A 17,594-nucleotide genomic window follows, 5' to 3' on the forward strand; every position below is an offset into this window, starting at 1 on the left:
ATTTTAATTATTACTATTGCATGATTTAAAAATAGTTGTATTTTTGCATCCGCATTTGAGAAAATAATGGTCCGTTCGTCTAGGGGTTAGGACGCCAGGTTTTCATCCTGGTAACAGGGGTTCGATTCCCCTACGGACTACTAAAGAAAAGAGTTCTTTAAAATAACGTGAAATCAAAAATTTCACAATTAATTTTGGTCCGTTCGTCTAGGGGTTAGGACGCCAGGTTTTCATCCTGGTAACAGGGGTTCGATTCCCCTACGGACTACAGGTAAACAATTAAGCAGATAGAAATCTGTACATTTGTAAAAATTTTATAACGTAGTAAGATGGCAAATCACAAATCGGCATTAAAGAGAGTTAGAAGAAACGAAGCCGTTCGTTTAAGAAATAGATATCAACATAAGACCGTGCGTAATGCAATTAAGAAATTACGTGGGATTGAAGATAAGAGTGAAGCAGAAGCTTTATTGCCTTCAGTATATGGAATGATTGATAGATTAGCTAAGAAAAATATTATCCACGCAAACAAAGCGGGGAACTTAAAATCTGGTTTGACTAAAAGCGTAAACGCTCTTTAATCAAATTCATAATTTTATAGGTATAAAATTGCTCCGCATTTACGTGGGGCTTTTTTTATTTAAAAAACAAAAATTACTCCAAGACCTTGGGAGTGATCTTAAAAAAATAGAACTTATGGATAACGGAATTTACGCAAAATTTGATACCACTAAGGGTGAGATCTTAGTGAAGCTAACTCATGATAAAACTCCTGGTACGGTAGGGAACTTTGTCGCTTTGGCGGAAGGAAATATGGAAAACAGTGTAAAGTCACAAGGGCAGCCGTATTACAATGGATTAAACTTTCATCGAGTTATTAATGACTTTATGATTCAGGGAGGGTGTCCACTTGGAACTGGAACAGGAGATGCAGGCTACAAGTTCGACGATGAATTTCATCCAGAACTAAGACACGACAAGCCTGGAGTGCTTTCTATGGCCAATGCAGGACCTGGTACCAATGGATCTCAGTTCTTTATTACCCATGTTGCTACACCATGGTTGGATGATAAGCATTCGGTTTTTGGATTCGTAGAGAGTGGACAGGATGTAGTGGATGCTATAGAAGAAGGTGATAAACTTGAAACTCTTACCATTGTCCGCGTAGGTGAGGATGCTCAGAAGTGGAATGCTATCGAAGCTTTTAGAACCTTTGAAGGAGAAAGAGAAAGAAGAATTGCAGAGGCTAAAAGACAAGCGGAAGAGGCTTTGGATAAGTTAGCAGCTGGATTTGAAAGTACTGATTCTGGTCTTCGTTATAAGATCATTCAAAAAGGTGACGGTCCTAAAGCAGAAAAAGGTCAAATGGTTTCTGTACATTATAAAGGACAATTACAGGATGGTCAGGTATTTGACTCATCATACGCTAGAAAGCAACCTATTGATTTTACCTTAGGTATTGGTCAGGTAATTTCTGGATGGGACGAAGGTGTTGGATTATTACAAGTTGGTGATAAAGCACGCTTTGTGATTCCACCGCATTTAGGGTATGGTTCGCGTGGAGCTGGAGGCGTTATTCCACCAGATGCGATTCTTATCTTTGATGTTGAACTTATGAAGGTGAAATAATTCCTAAAAAAGGAAAATCACATAATAATAAATCACAAAAAAACGGAATTTCCAACAAAGGATCTTCCGTTTTTTTTGTGTTGTTTATTGATAGTAAGCAGGTTTTATTGTATAATGATTAACCGAGTCTTTATTAGTGGCGCTGGTATTCTCATCCACCCCCCAACTATACTTTGAGTCATCCGCGTGAAACCAAGAAAGTATTAAAAAGGTTCTTAATGGGGATGATGCTGATATACATGATGTTTTGACTAATACACTGCTACAAAATTAAAACTGTAATCGGCCAGAGAAAGTTGGTCTTTATTGATGAAGCTCGCACAGAGAGTACAACAGTATCGATGCTGATCACTATTTTTGGGGCACAACTCAACAACAAGAAATGTACTTCATAGAAGAAATTTACCACAGCCTGCATGCTTATGAATTCAAATGGTCTGAAAAGGCAAAAGCAAAATTCCCATCAACCTTTTCAATAAACTATTCTCAAGTTAAATTTAAAATCATTACACCTAAGAATGTTGAAGAATTTTTACTTGAGTAAAACAGTATATTATTTGGTTTGAAAGAGAGTTCAGTGTCTGTATTTTTTTGATTGAACCATGCTTTTTAAAAAGTCTGTAGTGGTGTAGGTAATATCAATGTTGTGCGGTTTTGATATGAGCTTAGAAATTCAATGTTGAATTAAGGTTATTTTCTTTAGCTTAAGTACTTATTATAAGTTTCCAAACTTTAAGAATAATTTGCTTGGACCTGATGCTTATTCCCAATATGGGTTTGTTATATTTGCCGTATGGCAAAACAAGATTTAGAATCCATGAAATATCCAATCGGGAGGCTACAGATTCCCGATAATTATACCGATAGGAATATAAAACAATGGATATCAACCATTGAGAAATTCCCGCAGCAACTCGAAAATCTGGTTGAAGATTTTGATGATTTGCAGTTGGATACGCCTTATCGACCTGAAGGTTGGACTGTTCGCCAGGTAATTCATCATATGGCAGATAGCCATCTAAACGCCTATATAAGGTTTAAATGGACCCTTACTGAAGACAAGCCAACAATAAAAGTCTATCATGAGGATAGATGGGCCATTTTGCATGATGCCAAAGATGCAGATATTGATATCTCACTAAGTCTTATTGAATCTCTTCATGCTCGTTGGGTGTATATGTTGAAGAATTTGACAAGTGATCAACTTAAGAGAACTTTTATTCATCCTGAAAAAAAAGAAATTAGCATCGTTCAATTAATTGCAATGTATGCATGGCACAGTGAACATCATTTAGCACATATCACTTCCCTTGCCAAACGAGAGGACTGGATCTAAGAGAATAATTCCCTGAAAAATAGTTTGAAGTTATTAGGTTTCAAGTATTTTTGTGCAAACTTCAAAGTACCTATGTATAAATTAATTATTCGACCCATACTTTTTCTATTTGATCCTGAAAAAATACATCATTTTAGCTTCGCCACAATTTCTTTTTTAAATAAAATACCGGGTGTTTCAGCGCTGATTCGAGCCATGTTTTGTATTGAGGATAAACGATTAGAGCGCGAGGTATTTGGGTTGAAGTTTAAGAATCCAGTCGGATTAGCCGCTGGTTTTGATAAAAACGCAAGTCTTTTTAACCAACTGAGTAACTTTGGTTTTGGTTTTATTGAAATTGGGACCCTTACTCCAGTTGGCCAACCAGGAAATCCTAAAAAACGATTGTTTCGATTAAAAGAGGACCAGGGCATTGTGAATCGAATGGGCTTTAATAATCAAGGTGTTAAAAAGGCTGTTGAGCGCCTAAAGCGCAATAAAGGCGTTCTTATTGGCGGAAATATCGGAAAAAATAAAAATACCCCTAATGACCAGGCTATTTCTGATTACAGCATATGTTTTGAGGCACTTTACCCGTATGTAGATTACTTTGTTGTCAATGTTTCTTCACCTAATACTCCAAATTTGCGAGCCTTACAAGATAAGGAGCCGCTAACGGCACTCCTTAATGAATTACAAGTGCTCAATAAAGCAAAGGAAAAACCCAAACCAATCCTTTTAAAAATTGCGCCAGATTTGACCAACGAACAACTCCTGGATATCGTTGCGATCGTTGCACAAACTAACATTTCAGGTGTCATCGCAACCAATACCACCATCTCCAGAACTGGACTGCAATCTAAAAATAAGCTAGAAACGGGCGGTTTAAGTGGTGCACCATTAAGGGAGCGGTCCACCGAGGTGATTCGATTTTTATCCCAAGCAAGCCATCAGGCATTTCCAATCATTGGAGTGGGAGGGATTAACAGTGCAGAAGATGCGCTTGAAAAACTGGAAGCTGGAGCCTCTTTGGTACAGATTTATACTGGATTTATTTATCAAGGACCTGGACTTATCAAAGACATCAATAAGGCAATATTAAAGAACTAAAACTTGAACTGGGAAACATTATACTTGTTTTCTTTGGCCTCCACCTTATTGGCCTTGTCGCCTGGGCCTGACAATATATTTGTAATGGTGCAAAGCATGGTATATGGAGTTAAGAGTGGTTTAGCGACGACCTTTGGCTTGGTAAGTGGGTGTTTGGTTCACACTTTTTTAATAGCCTTTGGCGTTTCTGTTTTAATCGAGCAGTCAGAAGTCGCCTTAACAATTTTAAAAACAGTCGGTGCGCTTTATTTGTTATTACTGGCCTATAAAGTGTTCAGAAGTGAAGCATCCATTTCCATAACCGCATCATCCCAGGTGAAAAAATCGTATACCGCCTTGTATTTTAAAGGTTTTATGATGAATGTCCTCAACCCTAAGGTGGCTCTTTTTTTCTTGGCATTTTTCCCAGGTTTTCTTTTCCATCAAGAGCTAAGTTCGATAAAGCAATTTTTTGTTTTAGGAATTATTTTTATGCTGGTATCACTGGTAGTGTTTTCAGCCTTAGCTTACTTGTCTGGCAAAATATCCAACTATTTAAAAGGACAAAAAAATGCTGCCAAGGTTTTAAAATGGATGCAAATAGTGGTCTTTGTCGGTATCGCTATTTTTATATTGTTATAGGGTTTTAACTATAGGAAGAAGGAAAACTGGTCGTTAAATATCTTCTTGTATAAGCTACCAAGGATGATTACCTTTGATTAAAAGGTATGTAATTTTGATTAAAGATCATTTTATTTTTGATATGGATGGTGTGTTGATCGATAGCGAGCCCGCACATCAACAAATATTCAAAAAAGTATTCGAGGAATTGAACCTAGAGTTTTCCCTCTCCTATCACCATACCCTAGTGGGAATGGCTGCAGTTCCTATGTGGGAAAAGATCCGTTCAGATTTTAATATTCAAACAAATGCAAGGGAGTTGATGAACTTTCATAAGGAATTTATGTACGTAGCGATAAAAGAATTGGATATTCAAGTGGTTCCTGATGTTCTTCCACTATTGGATCGACTGCAAGAAATGGGGATTAAAATGTCCCTGGCTTCTTCCTCGGCAGAGAAGTTAATACAGCACTTTGTTGATAAATTTAATATACGATCAAAATTCGATTTTTTAGTCAGTGGAGAATCCCTTACCCGGAGTAAGCCATATCCAGATATCTTTTTAAAAGTAGCAGACCTTTATAATAAGAAACCGGATCATTTTATAGTCGTTGAAGATAGTAATAATGGGGTTCGGGCAGCCAAGGCAGCACAGATGACATGCCTGGGGTATAATAATCCAAATTCAGGACAGCAGGATTTATCCCAAGCCGATGCGATTGTGAGCTCTTTTGCGCAGTTAAACCAGGAGAAACTTAAGCAACTAACAGGGGTATGAATCGGGTCAAACTCATAGAATGTCCAAGGGATGCCATGCAGGGAATAAAGGATTTTATTCCTACTGAGAAAAAGGTGCAGTACCTTCAGGCTATTTTACGCTGTGGATTTGATACGGTTGATTTTGGAAGCTTTGTCTCTCCGAAAGCGATTCCTCAGATGCGCGATACCGCTGAGGTGCTCACCCAGTTAGACCTGAGCGAAACCCACAGTAAGCTATTGGCTATTGTAGCCAATGTAAGAGGGGCGGAGGATGCAGTAAAGTATCCCGAGATCACCTATTTAGGGTATCCTTTTTCCATTTCTGAGAACTTCCAGATGCGAAACACCCACAAGACCATCGCCCAGAGTATTGAAGTCTTAACACAAATTCTTGAATTGGCCGATAAAAATAAAAAGAAGGTGGTGGCCTATCTTTCGATGGGATTTGGAAATCCCTATGGGGATCCATGGGATGTGGATATTGTTGCAAGCTGGACTGAGAAACTATCCCTGATGGGCGTACAGATTGTTTCCCTATCCGATACCGTAGGAAGTTCGACGCCCGATACTATTAATTACCTGTTTTCTAATCTAATTCCAGCCTACCCAGCGATTGAATTTGGCGCACATTTGCATACCACACCTCAGGCATGGTATGAAAAGGTGGATGCCGCCTATGGAGCAGGATGTCGAAGGTTCGATGGAGCTATACAGGGTTATGGTGGTTGTCCAATGGCTGCCAATGCCCTCACTGGCAATATGCCAACGGAAAAATTGATCTCTTATTTGACTGCTGCCAAGGCGGACTTTAATGTGGGCGCCATGAGTTTTGAAAGCGCCTACAACGAGGCCATTAAGATTTTTAATCAATATCATTGATCCTTGCAGTGTTTTGATGGAAACTTTAGGAGATTCTTTGAATTAAAGCCAAAAATTTCCATATAGCAATAAAATGCTAAATTGTTAAAATCTAAATAAAAAAAGCAGTACATTTGCGTGCAACTAAATGACAAGTTGCAATATGGAAGCTCACAATGCAAAGTTTGTTGGCGAAGGATTAACTTACGACGATGTACTACTCGTTCCAAATTATTCTGAAGTTCTACCGCGTGAGGTCAACATTCAAACGAAATTCACAAAAAACATTACCATTAATGTGCCTATAGTATCCGCTGCAATGGATACGGTCACTGAAAGTAGGATGGCTATTGCCATGGCTAGAGAAGGTGGAATAGGTGTACTGCACAAGAACATGTCTATTGAGCAGCAGGCCCTTAAGGTTCGAAGAGTTAAGCGAGCGGAGAGTGGAATGATTATCGATCCGGTTACTTTGCCTTTGACTGCCACGGTGGAGGATGCAAAAAATAGCATGAAGGAGCACAGTATTGGAGGGATTCCTGTGGTGGATAAATTCGGTCACCTAAAAGGGATTGTTACCAATAGAGATTTGAGGTTTGAAAAGAACAACAATCGCGCTATTGTAGAGGTGATGACTCATGAAAATTTAGTCACCGCAGGCGAGGGAACTTCCCTTCATGATGCCGAAGAAATCTTACAAGAGCACAAGATTGAAAAACTACCAGTTGTTAATTCAGATAACAAGCTAGTAGGTCTTATTACCTTTAGAGATATTACAAAACTTACCCAAAAACCAATCGCGAATAAAGATATCTTCGGAAGACTTCGAGTGGCTGCTGCCATTGGAGTAACTGGAGATGCCTTTGATAGAGCTGAAGCACTTGTCAATGCAGGTGTTGATGCCATTGTGATTGATACTGCACACGGTCATAGCAAAGGGGTAGTGAGTATTTTAAAAGAAGTTAAAGAAGAATTTCCAGATCTTGAAGTAATTGTTGGAAATATTGCTACAGCTGAAGCGGCTAAATTCCTTGTAAAACACGGGGCTGACGCAGTGAAAGTAGGAATTGGACCTGGATCAATTTGCACCACTAGAGTAGTTGCGGGAGTAGGGTATCCACAATTTTCAGCTGTATTAGAAGTGGCTACTGCATTAAAAGAAACTGGTATACCAGTGATTGCAGATGGCGGTATTCGTTATACGGGTGATATACCAAAAGCGATAGCGGCAGGGGCTGATTGTGTGATGCTTGGATCGCTTCTAGCGGGTACGAAAGAATCACCAGGAGAAACAATTATATACGACGGTAGAAAATACAAATCCTACCGAGGAATGGGGTCTGTCGAAGCAATGCAACACGGAAGTAAAGATCGCTATTTCCAGGATGTGGAAGATGATCTTAAAAAACTTGTTCCTGAGGGAATTGTAGGTAGAGTACCTTATAAAGGTGAGCTTGTGGAGAGTATGCACCAATTCATCGGAGGTCTTAGAGCTGGTATGGGTTACTGCGGTGCACCTAGTATTAAAGCCTTGAAAGAAACAGGACGTTTTGTAAAGATCACCTCTAGTGGAATTCATGAAAGTCACCCTCATGATGTAACAATTACTAATGAGGCGCCTAATTATAGTAGGTAATTAGACAGTAACGTATTTACTTTAATATATACAAAAGAGTATTTTGGATGAGGTATCTAAAGTACTCTTTTGGTGTTATATAAGGTAAAACCAGCACTATGGATCACCTAAGTGTACCAGGGATTTAGTAGCGCAATGATCCTTTAACCTAAAGGGTAACTTTTTGCCCTCGATGTGGTTTTAAGGCAGCTCTGAGCTGATCCACATATGGCATCGCTACTATTAAGTAAACCAAGCTGTGTTGTTGTGCGATGGGGGTCTGTGTGCCAATTTCTTGATAAGGAATTTGCTCTCTGGATAAAAATTCTTTAAGATGGATTTCGAAATGCTCGGCGGTGTTTTGACCACTTTCTCCCATAAAGTCCCAGATCATTTTTACATATTCCATTGGCGCGAAGTTGTTTTAGTTTTCAAAATTAATTAAAAATTCTATATTAAAACTGTCTTATAGCGTTGTTAAAAAGCTTGAATACTTTAGCTGAATTATTATTTTTGTCAGAATTAAGGTTTCCCATGATATCAGTATACAAGAATAAAATCAGTATAGGGATTACGGTACTACTTTTAGCTTCATGCAATTATTTCTCATCAGAACCTGTTGAGGATCCCATCGCTAGAGTAGGTGAATCTTATTTACTGCTTTCAGATTTAGACAAGATCATACCAGATAATGTTTCCCCGGTAGATAGTACGATTCTGGCCAATAATTATATACAAGACTGGGCGCAGCAGCAGCTAATGTTATCGCGAGCAAAGCTGAACATCCCAGAGTTGAAGCAACAGGAGTTTGAAAATTTAGTAAAACAATACAGAGCAGATCTATACATCAATGCCTATAAAGAAGGATTGATTGCCAAATCTATGGACAAGCAAGTCTCTCATATGGAACTAGCGACCTATTATGAGAAGCACAAGGAGAACTTCAAGCTTAACGAGCGTTTGGTGAAAATACGCTATATAAATGTAGCCAATGATTATGACGATATAAACCAACTACGATCTGCACTTAGACGATTTAATCAAGAGGATAAACAACTACTAAATTCCCTTGCCCTAACCTTTAAATCGTACTCCTTGAACGATAGTACCTGGGTGAAGTCCTCTTCGATTATACAAAAATTACCAAAAATCACCAATGACAATAGCGGGAGTTACCTAAAAAAATCACATTTCTTTGAGCTATCCGATTCTTTAGGAGTATATTTGGTCACTGTAAATGAAGTGCTTGAACGTAATGACATTGCTCCTTTGGAGTATGTTGAACCGACAGTACGAAAGATCATACTAAATAAAAGAAAGTTGGATTTTATCAAAAACCTGGAGCGGGAACTCTTAGATGAGGCCACTGGAGATAAAGAATTTGAAATTTTTGACATAAAACAAGATTCGAAACAATGAGAATGAAAGGACTATTCACTGTTTTATATATAGCATTATTAAGCGTGGTCCCAATGATGGGGCAAGAAAATAACGCCACGGACTCTATGGTCACAGGCGAACTAGAAGCCCAAGATGATCTTGCCTTGGCGGGTTCTGGCGCTTTCCAAAATGATACCATAGCGCTGGCTAGAGTAGATACAGTTCAGGTAGTGGATACCAAAAGGGAGAAAGTCGATGGTGTTGTTGCCGTAGTAGGAGAGTATGTGATTTTAGAATCCGATATTGATAAAAGTTTTATCGATATGAAAACCCAAGGGATTTCCACGGCTAATATTACAAGATGCCAGGTGTTAGGAAGGCTCATGGAAGATAAGATGTATGCACATCAGGCTATTCAAGATAGTATTTTGGTATCTGATGCAGAAATCAGTGGAATTGTAGATCGTAAAATGGAATTTTTTGTCAGCCAAGTTGGTTCGATGGAAAAATTACTGAAATACTACCGTAAAGATAGTGAGCAGAGCCTTAGAGAAGAAATGACGGAGTTGGAAAAAGCGATCCAATTATCCCAACGTATGCAAGCCAAGGTGGTTGAGGAAATCGAAATCACCCCTGAGGAAGTACGTCAGTGGTATAATGGTTTAGATGAAGATGAGCTCCCTGTTTTTGGAGATGAGGTAGAGATAGCGCAGATTGTTAAGATCCCAGAGCCAACGCAGGAGGCTGTTCAAGAGACCATCGATAAATTAAATGCTTTTAGAGATGATGTGCTAGAGAACGGCTCAAGTTTTGCCATTAAACAAACCCTGTATTCGGAAGATCCTGGTAAGAGTGAAAATGGTGGGGTGTATGTACTTACCAAAAACTCAGGTTTTGTTCAAGAATTTAAGGATGCTGCTTTTAGTATTCCTGAAGGAGCGATTTCAGAACCTTTCGAGAGTGATTTTGGATGGCATATCTTGCAGGTTGAAAAAATCAGAGGACAAGAGCGTTTAGTACGTCATATTCTACTTCGTCCTAAGATTTCTCAAGAAGCGATCGATGAAGCCAAAGAAGAATTATCAAAAATCCGGGAAAAAGTGATTGCTGGAGAATTTACCTTCTCCGAGGCAGCACGTAATTTTTCAGATGAAAAGGAAACCCGATTTGAAGGCGGGGTACTTCGTAACCCTCAAACCTTTGATACCAAGTTTGAGTTGACTAAAATGGATCCAACGCTTTACGCTCAAATTAACCCTTTAGAAGGAGATGAAATATCACAGCCTTTATTAGAGGAAACCAGAACTGGGATTCAGTTTAAGCTCCTAAAGGTAATCTCAAGACACGAAGCACATAAAGCTGATTATGCCAAGGATTACATTAAAATTAAAGAATTGGCCCTTAAAGAAAAACAACTTACTGAAATCGGTAAGTGGATGGAAGAAAAGATTGAAGATACATACATTAGTGTAGCCCCTGGAAACCGCGATTGTGATTTTGCCAATAACTGGTTGAAGAAATAATTTACTTATGCAAGATGTAGCTGCCGCCAAAAACCTGGTGGTTAAACACCAAAAACTAAAAGATGAAATAGCCCAGGTGATCATTGGTCAACATACCGTGATTGACCAGGTATTGTTAGCCATTTATTCTGGTGGACATGCCCTTTTAATTGGGGTGCCAGGTTTGGCAAAAACCCTGTTGGTAAATACCATCGCAAAGGCACTAGGCTTGGACTTTAAACGCATACAGTTTACGCCAGATTTAATGCCAAGTGATATCCTAGGTAGTGAAGTTTTAGATTCTAACAGGAACTTTAAGTTTATCAAGGGACCCGTGTTTGCCAATGTAATATTGGCAGATGAAATCAATAGGACTCCTCCAAAAACACAGTCCGCTTTATTGGAAGCCATGCAAGAGCGCTCAGTGACAGTCTCAGGAGTGGTCTATCCTTTGGAATTACCCTATTTTGTACTAGCTACTCAAAACCCTATAGAGCAAGAAGGAACCTACCCCTTACCAGAGGCACAATTGGATCGCTTTATGTTTGCGATCGAATTGGATTACCCTAGTTTTGAAGAGGAGGTAGCGGTGGTGAAATCAACAACCGTGGATCACAATTATACCGTGCAACCAATGTTTTCTCCTGGAGAAATTATTGAAATTCAAAAACTTATTCGCCGCGTGCCAGTGGCAGATAATGTGGTAGAGTATGCGGTAAACTTAGTAGGTAAGACCCGGCCAAATAGCCCACTTGCCACCCCAACGATCAATGAATATGTGGATTGGGGTGCAGGACCAAGAGCCTCTCAAAATCTTATTCTTGCGGCCAAAGCGCATGCATTGATTCGCGGTAAATTCTCTCCGGATATAGAGGATGTTCAGGCAGTTTCTCTTGGGATTTTACGCCATAGAGTCCTAAAAAATTACAAGGCAGAGGCCGAAAATATCTCCATCGATTCCATTATTACTTCCTTGTTTTAGAAAGTCTTAGCTTTTGGCCTTATTTGGTGATTTTATTTGTTCAAAACTGCGGAAAATTCTCAATAATTTGATTCTCAAACACTATCGAATTTTGCGATCATTTTATCCAGAGTAGTTTAAATTAACAATTCGGTAAAATCAGCTACTAGTCCTTGCATTTAGTGCTATTTAAACCGCTAAAAATGTGGTATTTTTAAATCATTCCCAATTCCCGAATGTTTTATTAAAAACTTTAATAACTCTATGGATTTTTGTATTTTCGCAGGACTTTCAATTTAAAAAATATACAATTAATATGGCTTTTGATATTGATATGATTAAGAAGGTGTACGCTACCATGGCGGAGCGTGTGGATAAGGCACGTGAACTCACTGGTAAACCGTTAACCTTATCGGAGAAAATACTTTACGCTCACCTATGGGATGGGACACCAACCAAATCATTTGAGAGAGGTAAGGATTATGTAGATTTTGCACCGGATAGAATTGCTTGTCAGGATGCGACCGCGCAAATGGCACTTTTACAATTCATGCAGGCTGGAAAATCAAAGGTAGCGGTACCTACAACTGTTCACTGTGATCACCTTATTCAGGCGAAGCAGGGTGCAGCTAAAGATTTGAGAAGAGCAAATGAAACCAGTAATGAGGTTTTTGATTTTCTCGGATCCGTATCAAATAAATATGGAATTGGATTTTGGAAGCCAGGTGCAGGGATTATCCACCAGGTAGTCCTGGAGAATTATGCATTCCCTGGTGGAATGATGATTGGAACAGATTCGCATACCGTGAATGCTGGTGGACTTGGAATGGTAGCCATCGGAGTTGGAGGAGCAGATGCAGTTGATGTAATGGCTGGCATGGCCTGGGAATTGAAGTTTCCGAAACTTATCGGAGTAAAATTAACCGGTAAGTTAAACGGATGGACCTCTGCAAAAGACGTCATTTTAAAAGTAGCTGGTATACTTACCGTTAAAGGTGGAACAGGGGCTATTATCGAATATTTTGGCGAAGGAGCCAAGAACTTATCATGTACAGGAAAAGGTACCATTTGTAACATGGGTGCTGAGGTAGGAGCAACCACCTCTACATTTGGTTATGATGAGTCTATGGAGCGTTACTTAAGAGCAACAGATCGTTCTGAGGTAGCCGATGCAGCGAACCAAATTAAAGAATACTTAACTGGAGATGATCAGGTATACGCAAATCCTGAGCAGTATTTTGATCAAGTGATCGAGATTAACCTTGATGAGCTTCAACCTCACTTAAACGGTCCCTTTACACCAGATTTAGCCACTCCAATTGGAGAGCTTGGTGAGAAAGCGGCAAAAAATGACTGGCCGTTAAAGGTAGATTGGGGTCTAATAGGATCTTGCACAAACTCCTCTTACGAAGATTTAACCCGTGCGGCTTCTATTGCCAAGCAGGCGGTTGAGAAAAAAGTAAAAGCAAAATCAGACTTTGGAATTAATCCAGGATCAGAGCAAATTCGCTATACAGCTGAGCGTGACGGTATTCTAAAGATTTTCGAAGACTTGGATGCGACCATATTCACTAATGCCTGTGGCCCATGTATTGGACAATGGGATCGTAGTGATTTAAAAGGAGAAGAAAAGAATACCATTGTACACTCCTTCAATAGAAACTTCTCAAAGCGTGCTGATGGGAACCCTAATACGCATGCCTTTGTAGGTTCGCCAGAGATGGTAGCTGCCATTGCTATTGCAGGTCGATTGGACTTTAATCCAATGACCGATACGCTAATAAACGAAGACGGACAAGAGGTTAAACTAGATGAACCAGCTGGAATTGAATTGCCACCAGAAGGTTTCGCGGTGGAAGATGCAGGTTATGTAGAGCCATTAGCAGACGGAAGCGGCGTAGAGGTGTCGGTGAATCCAAACTCTGATCGTTTACAACTACTAACGCCATTTAAGCCTATTGGAAACCAAATCAAAGGGGCTAAACTTCTTATCAAAGCCTTTGGTAAATGTACCACCGACCATATTTCTATGGCGGGGCCATGGTTGCGTTACCGAGGACACTTGGACAACATTTCCAACAATATGTTAATTGGAGCGGTAAATGCCTTTGGTAAGAAAACAAACTTTGTTAAAAACCAATTGACAGGGGAGTACGGAGGAGTTCCAGATGTGGCGCGTGCTTATAAAGCTGCAGGAGTATATTCAGTAGTGGTGGGTGACCATAACTACGGAGAAGGTTCCTCTCGTGAACATGCCGCAATGGAGCCAAGACACCTTGGGGTTGCAGCAGTTATTGTAAAATCATTTGCACGTATCCATGAAACAAACCTTAAAAAACAAGGAATGTTAGGGCTTACCTTTGTAAATGAGAGCGATTATGATTTAATCCAAGAAGACGATACCTTTAACTTCTTAGATCTCGACCAATTTGCACCAGAAAAACCACTTACTGTAGAGGTGGTACATGCAGATGGGACCAAAGACGTCATTGCACTGAACCACACCTATAACGATTCACAAATCGCCTGGTTTAAAGAAGGTTCAGCATTGAATCTTATCAAAAAAGAAAATGCTTCTTAATTCCCAAAAGGAATGAGAAGACTTTCATACGTTATTTTTTTTAGCAAGGGCTTCCCATCTTGGAAGCCTTTGTTTTTATGGATCACCTAAGGGCTGTATAAAAGGATGAAACTCAAAAAATCACAGATTCAAAACATCATTTTTTTAGTAGTTATTGTCGTGTTATTATTTACCCCATTGGGAACGGCATTAAAAGTTCAGATGAATCGACTCTTAGCCTTTGCTCCCTCGGTGGTATCTAAGGAGGATCAAGCCAAACTAAGCAGCTACCAATGGTCTTTACAATCCTTGGATGGAAAAGAATTTAATTTTACACAAACAAATGGGCAAGTAGTTCTTTTAAACTTCTGGGCTACCTGGTGTCCACCTTGTATAGCAGAGATGCCAAGTATGCAAGAATTATATCATGATTTTGGTGATCAAATAGCCTTTGTTTTTGTCTCCCAGGAACCAAAAGAAAAAATTCAAGAATTTTTAGAAATGCACCATTACGATTTTCCGGTTTATCACCCCATCACCACACCTCCTAATCCCTTTCATTATACATCCATTCCACAAACCTATCTAATCGATAAACAAGGCAATATCGTGATTGATAAAAACGGCGCTGCCAATTGGAACAGTCCAAAGGTCAGACAGACCATCGCCGAGTTACTTAAGCAATAAGCTATTTATACCCCTAGGCTAGCGAAGGAGCCTCTTCCAGAATTTCAAACTAAAACGAGTCCTTAAAATTCCGCTCGTTTTACGGGTGCTGATTTTTACTAAATTCTGTGGGATTTTAAAAATTCATTGACAATAGTTTAAGTCTTATATGATAAAACTGAATTTGTATTTAAAAATTCATTTAAACACTTAACAATTTGATACTATAAATTTAAAAGGTTGAAATAAAAATCGTTTAACAATGGTAGCAGGTGTGAAAAATTTAAAGATATTTGTGTAAACGAAAACAATAAATTTTCAATTGCTTACTTTTTAATAAAATTAATAACTTTTAATGGGTAAAATACTTATTACTGGAGCAGCAGGACAATTAGGATCCGAATTGACATCAGCCCTGGCAAGTACCTTTGGAGCTGAAAATATCATTGCTACCGATATTAATGAAGCTGCAGCAGCGAAATTTGATTATTGTACTTTTGAAACCCTCAATGTGATGGATAAGGATCGTCTGGCATCCCTGGTTCGCACCTATGAGGTTTCAGAAATATATCATTTAGCTGCTATTCTGTCCGCTGCTGGGGAGAAGAATCCTTTGTTTACCTGGCAATTAAATATGGATAGTTTACTAAGTGTTTTAGAACTCGGTAGATCTGGGGCCATTTCAAAAATCTATTGGCCATCCTCCATTGCAGTATTTGGACAAAACACTCCCATGGACAATACCCCACAACACTGTGTTATGGATCCTACGACGGTTTATGGTATTTCTAAACTAGCAGGAGAACGCTGGTGCGCCTATTATCACGAAAAATTCGCTGTAGATGTTCGTAGTATCCGTTACCCTGGACTGATCGGTTATAAATCGCTTGCCGGTGGTGGAACCACAGATTATGCCGTAGATATCTTTAGGGCAGCTGTAAACAAACAAGATTTTGAATGTTTTTTGGCCGAGGATATGTCGCTTCCAATGATGTATATGCCTGACGCCATTAAAGCCACCATAGCGCTGATGCAAGCCCCAAGTAAAGACATTAGTATTCGATCATCCTATAATGTCGCAGCGATAAGTTTTACCCCCAAAGAGCTCTATCAGACCATTGGCAAAAGATATCCTGATTTTAAGATTTCTTACAAACCCGATTTTAGGCAACAAATAGCAGCCTCCTGGCCCAATAGTATTGATGATACGCAGGCTCGATTGGATTGGAATTGGCAACATGATTATGGTCTTGAAGAAATGACGGAAGATATTTTAAAACATATTCGTTAAATACGCACCATCAAATACTTCCAAGACCAAGGCATATTACTGGTTTTGGAAGTAGCTGATTTTCGCATGAAATACTTCGGCTATTTTAGTAGCTCTCCACTTGGCCATCTCTGCAACTTCACCTTGATACAGCTGATCTACGGTCTGAAAAAATAACGCCTTCCACTGATCGAAATGCTCTTGCGCAACGGGAAGATGAGCGTGCGGGGGAAAAGGCCTTCCATCATAGGTGTTGTTCCCTAAAAGGATCGTTTCCCAAAAGCGATACATTTTTTCCAAATGCTCTGGCCATTTATCCTTGATCACCTCATTAAATATTGGACCAATTAGATCGTTGTTACGTACCTTACCATAGAATTGATCAACCAAAAGCTTAATATCATCGAGCGACTGTATATCTCCTTTATCCATCTTGCAATTCTTTTTAGTGGTATTGTTAAAATTTACCCTACCACCTTAGTAGTGGTAGGAGACCTTAAGTCCTTACAAAGATATCCCTTTAATTTACCAAAGAGGCAATTACCGACACACTGAAAAAAATGACTTTGCTTGCACCTGGATCTACTATTGCAATGGCCTTTTATCTGCCATCGGAATCACTTGATGAAGAAGACAAGCCATTAATGGAAATGTCGATAAAAGGAGCGGCAGCTTCAGGCACTCCTTTTGTAAGTTTTTTTTCGGTTGAAGAAATTATAAAACTCGCTGAAAAAGTAGGTTTAAAAGAAATACAGACAATCTCCACAAAAGATATGACGGAAAAATACTTTAAGAACAGAACCGACAACCTTCTACCAGCAAGCGGAGAATTTTTTTTAGTGGCAAAGACCTTATAAAACATGAAAAAGAATAGTTCCTTGCAACCAATATGTAGTGATATAAAATGGCTGAAAGCAATGTTTTTGCTGGTGTTTTACCGTAGGTTAACATAGTTATGAGATATCCGCACAACAGCGATTACGAAGCTAAATAATAATGTTGCTGTAGTTGGGTTTGGGAGATGTTGCTGAAAATATTTTTCGGGCTGTGGAGGGAACTCTTTTAAAGAAAATAAAAAAAGCCCTTGCGGGCCGCTAAAGACTCTTTAAATTTGCTACTCATTTTTGTTAGAAAACCCGCTTTTGTTAATAGATTGGCGGGTTTTCGTTTTCAAAAATAGCCTATTTTTCCCAGAGTAGCAAGCACAAAAATCTCGAACAAACGTTCGCCTCTGATGCAGCCCCGGCCTATATGCTGCGTAAAATTCTGGTCAGTCATTTTCCAGGTCTTTTACCCTTATTATCCGGGTTGCCGGACCATCGACGTCGCCGACACTATGAAGTGCAGGAGCTGATTATGGCAGCCATTG

17 protein-coding genes and 2 tRNA genes are annotated in these 17,594 nt (G+C 39.3%); 17 read left to right on the forward strand and 2 right to left on the reverse strand.

Going from position 1 to position 17,594, the window contains the following annotated elements:
• Positions 1-68: 68 nt before the first annotated feature.
• From VKY50_RS08905 to guaB, 10 genes are all read left to right on the forward strand, one after another.
• Positions 69-140, forward strand: a tRNA-Glu gene (locus tag VKY50_RS08905).
• A gap of 56 nt (positions 141-196) precedes the next feature.
• Positions 197-268 (forward strand) — tRNA-Glu (locus tag VKY50_RS08910).
• A 61-nt stretch (positions 269-329) separates the two neighbouring features.
• Positions 330-581 (forward strand): 30S ribosomal protein S20, encoded by a 252-nt coding sequence (rpsT, locus tag VKY50_RS08915; RefSeq protein ID WP_008991539.1) that lies wholly within the window; start codon positions 330-332, stop codon positions 579-581.
• Between the two features lie 115 nt (positions 582-696).
• A complete protein-coding gene (locus VKY50_RS08920) occupies positions 697-1,629 on the forward strand; it encodes a peptidylprolyl isomerase (RefSeq protein ID WP_324300994.1) in 933 nt (310 codons plus the stop codon).
• Positions 1,630-2,422: 793 nt separating this feature from the next.
• Positions 2,423-2,965: a YfiT family bacillithiol transferase gene (locus VKY50_RS08925; protein ID WP_324300996.1), complete on the forward strand. Its 543-nt coding sequence runs from the start codon at positions 2,423-2,425 to the stop codon at positions 2,963-2,965.
• Between the two features lie 72 nt (positions 2,966-3,037).
• Positions 3,038-4,054, forward strand: coding sequence for a quinone-dependent dihydroorotate dehydrogenase (locus VKY50_RS08930; protein WP_324300999.1), 1,017 nt, complete (start codon positions 3,038-3,040; stop codon positions 4,052-4,054).
• A 3-nt stretch (positions 4,055-4,057) separates the two neighbouring features.
• Entirely contained in the window at positions 4,058-4,675 is a 618-nt protein-coding gene (locus VKY50_RS08935; protein ID WP_324301001.1) for a LysE family translocator, read from the forward strand.
• A gap of 94 nt (positions 4,676-4,769) precedes the next feature.
• The gene (locus VKY50_RS08940) at positions 4,770-5,432 is read left to right on the forward strand and encodes an HAD family hydrolase (protein ID WP_324301003.1); all 663 of its coding nucleotides are present in this window, start codon (positions 4,770-4,772) and stop codon (positions 5,430-5,432) included.
• A complete protein-coding gene (locus tag VKY50_RS08945) occupies positions 5,429-6,292 on the forward strand; it encodes a hydroxymethylglutaryl-CoA lyase (RefSeq protein ID WP_324301005.1) in 864 nt (287 codons plus the stop codon). Before VKY50_RS08940 ends, VKY50_RS08945 begins: the two co-directional genes overlap by 4 nt.
• A gap of 142 nt (positions 6,293-6,434) precedes the next feature.
• A complete protein-coding gene (gene guaB, locus VKY50_RS08950) occupies positions 6,435-7,907 on the forward strand; it encodes an IMP dehydrogenase (protein WP_324301007.1) in 1,473 nt (490 codons plus the stop codon).
• Positions 7,908-8,055: 148 nt separating this feature from the next.
• Here the strand turns inward: guaB and VKY50_RS08955 are convergent, their stop codons facing one another.
• Positions 8,056-8,295, reverse strand: coding sequence for a hypothetical protein (locus VKY50_RS08955; protein WP_324301009.1), 240 nt, complete (start codon positions 8,293-8,295; stop codon positions 8,056-8,058).
• Positions 8,296-8,420: 125 nt separating this feature from the next.
• On the opposite strand from VKY50_RS08955, the gene VKY50_RS08960 reads away from it, so the two are divergent.
• The 6 genes from VKY50_RS08960 (at position 8,421) to VKY50_RS08985 (ending at position 16,246) form a co-directional block, all read left to right on the forward strand.
• Complete coding sequence (locus VKY50_RS08960) at positions 8,421-9,305, forward strand: peptidyl-prolyl cis-trans isomerase (protein ID WP_324301011.1); 885 nt, start codon at positions 8,421-8,423, stop codon at positions 9,303-9,305.
• A gap of 2 nt (positions 9,306-9,307) precedes the next feature.
• Positions 9,308-10,789, forward strand: a complete 1,482-nt coding sequence (locus VKY50_RS08965; protein ID WP_324301013.1) for a peptidylprolyl isomerase — start codon at positions 9,308-9,310, stop codon at positions 10,787-10,789.
• A gap of 7 nt (positions 10,790-10,796) precedes the next feature.
• The gene (locus VKY50_RS08970; RefSeq protein ID WP_324301015.1) at positions 10,797-11,750 is read left to right on the forward strand and encodes an AAA family ATPase; all 954 of its coding nucleotides are present in this window, start codon (positions 10,797-10,799) and stop codon (positions 11,748-11,750) included.
• A 295-nt stretch (positions 11,751-12,045) separates the two neighbouring features.
• Positions 12,046-14,310 carry an aconitate hydratase gene (locus tag VKY50_RS08975; RefSeq protein WP_324301017.1) on the forward strand — a complete coding sequence of 755 codons (2,265 nt, stop codon included), beginning with the start codon at positions 12,046-12,048 and terminating at the stop codon, positions 14,308-14,310.
• Between the two features lie 105 nt (positions 14,311-14,415).
• On the forward strand, positions 14,416-14,976 hold the full coding sequence (locus VKY50_RS08980; RefSeq protein ID WP_324301019.1) for a TlpA family protein disulfide reductase: 561 nt from the start codon (positions 14,416-14,418) through the stop codon (positions 14,974-14,976).
• Between the two features lie 334 nt (positions 14,977-15,310).
• The gene (locus VKY50_RS08985; RefSeq protein WP_324301021.1) at positions 15,311-16,246 is read left to right on the forward strand and encodes an NAD-dependent epimerase/dehydratase family protein; all 936 of its coding nucleotides are present in this window, start codon (positions 15,311-15,313) and stop codon (positions 16,244-16,246) included.
• A 36-nt stretch (positions 16,247-16,282) separates the two neighbouring features.
• Here VKY50_RS08985 and VKY50_RS08990 read toward each other — a convergent pair whose 3' ends face one another.
• Entirely contained in the window at positions 16,283-16,657 is a 375-nt protein-coding gene (locus tag VKY50_RS08990; RefSeq protein WP_324301023.1) for a group III truncated hemoglobin, read from the reverse strand.
• Between the two features lie 128 nt (positions 16,658-16,785).
• Here VKY50_RS08990 and VKY50_RS08995 point away from each other — a divergent pair, with 128 nt between their 5' ends.
• Positions 16,786-17,082: a hypothetical protein gene (locus VKY50_RS08995; protein ID WP_324301025.1), complete on the forward strand. Its 297-nt coding sequence runs from the start codon at positions 16,786-16,788 to the stop codon at positions 17,080-17,082.
• Positions 17,083-17,594 lie beyond the last annotated feature (512 nt).

Origin of the sequence: Galbibacter sp. (genome assembly GCF_035306585.1) — a bacterium.
Lineage (GTDB): Bacteria > Bacteroidota > Bacteroidia > Flavobacteriales > Flavobacteriaceae > Galbibacter.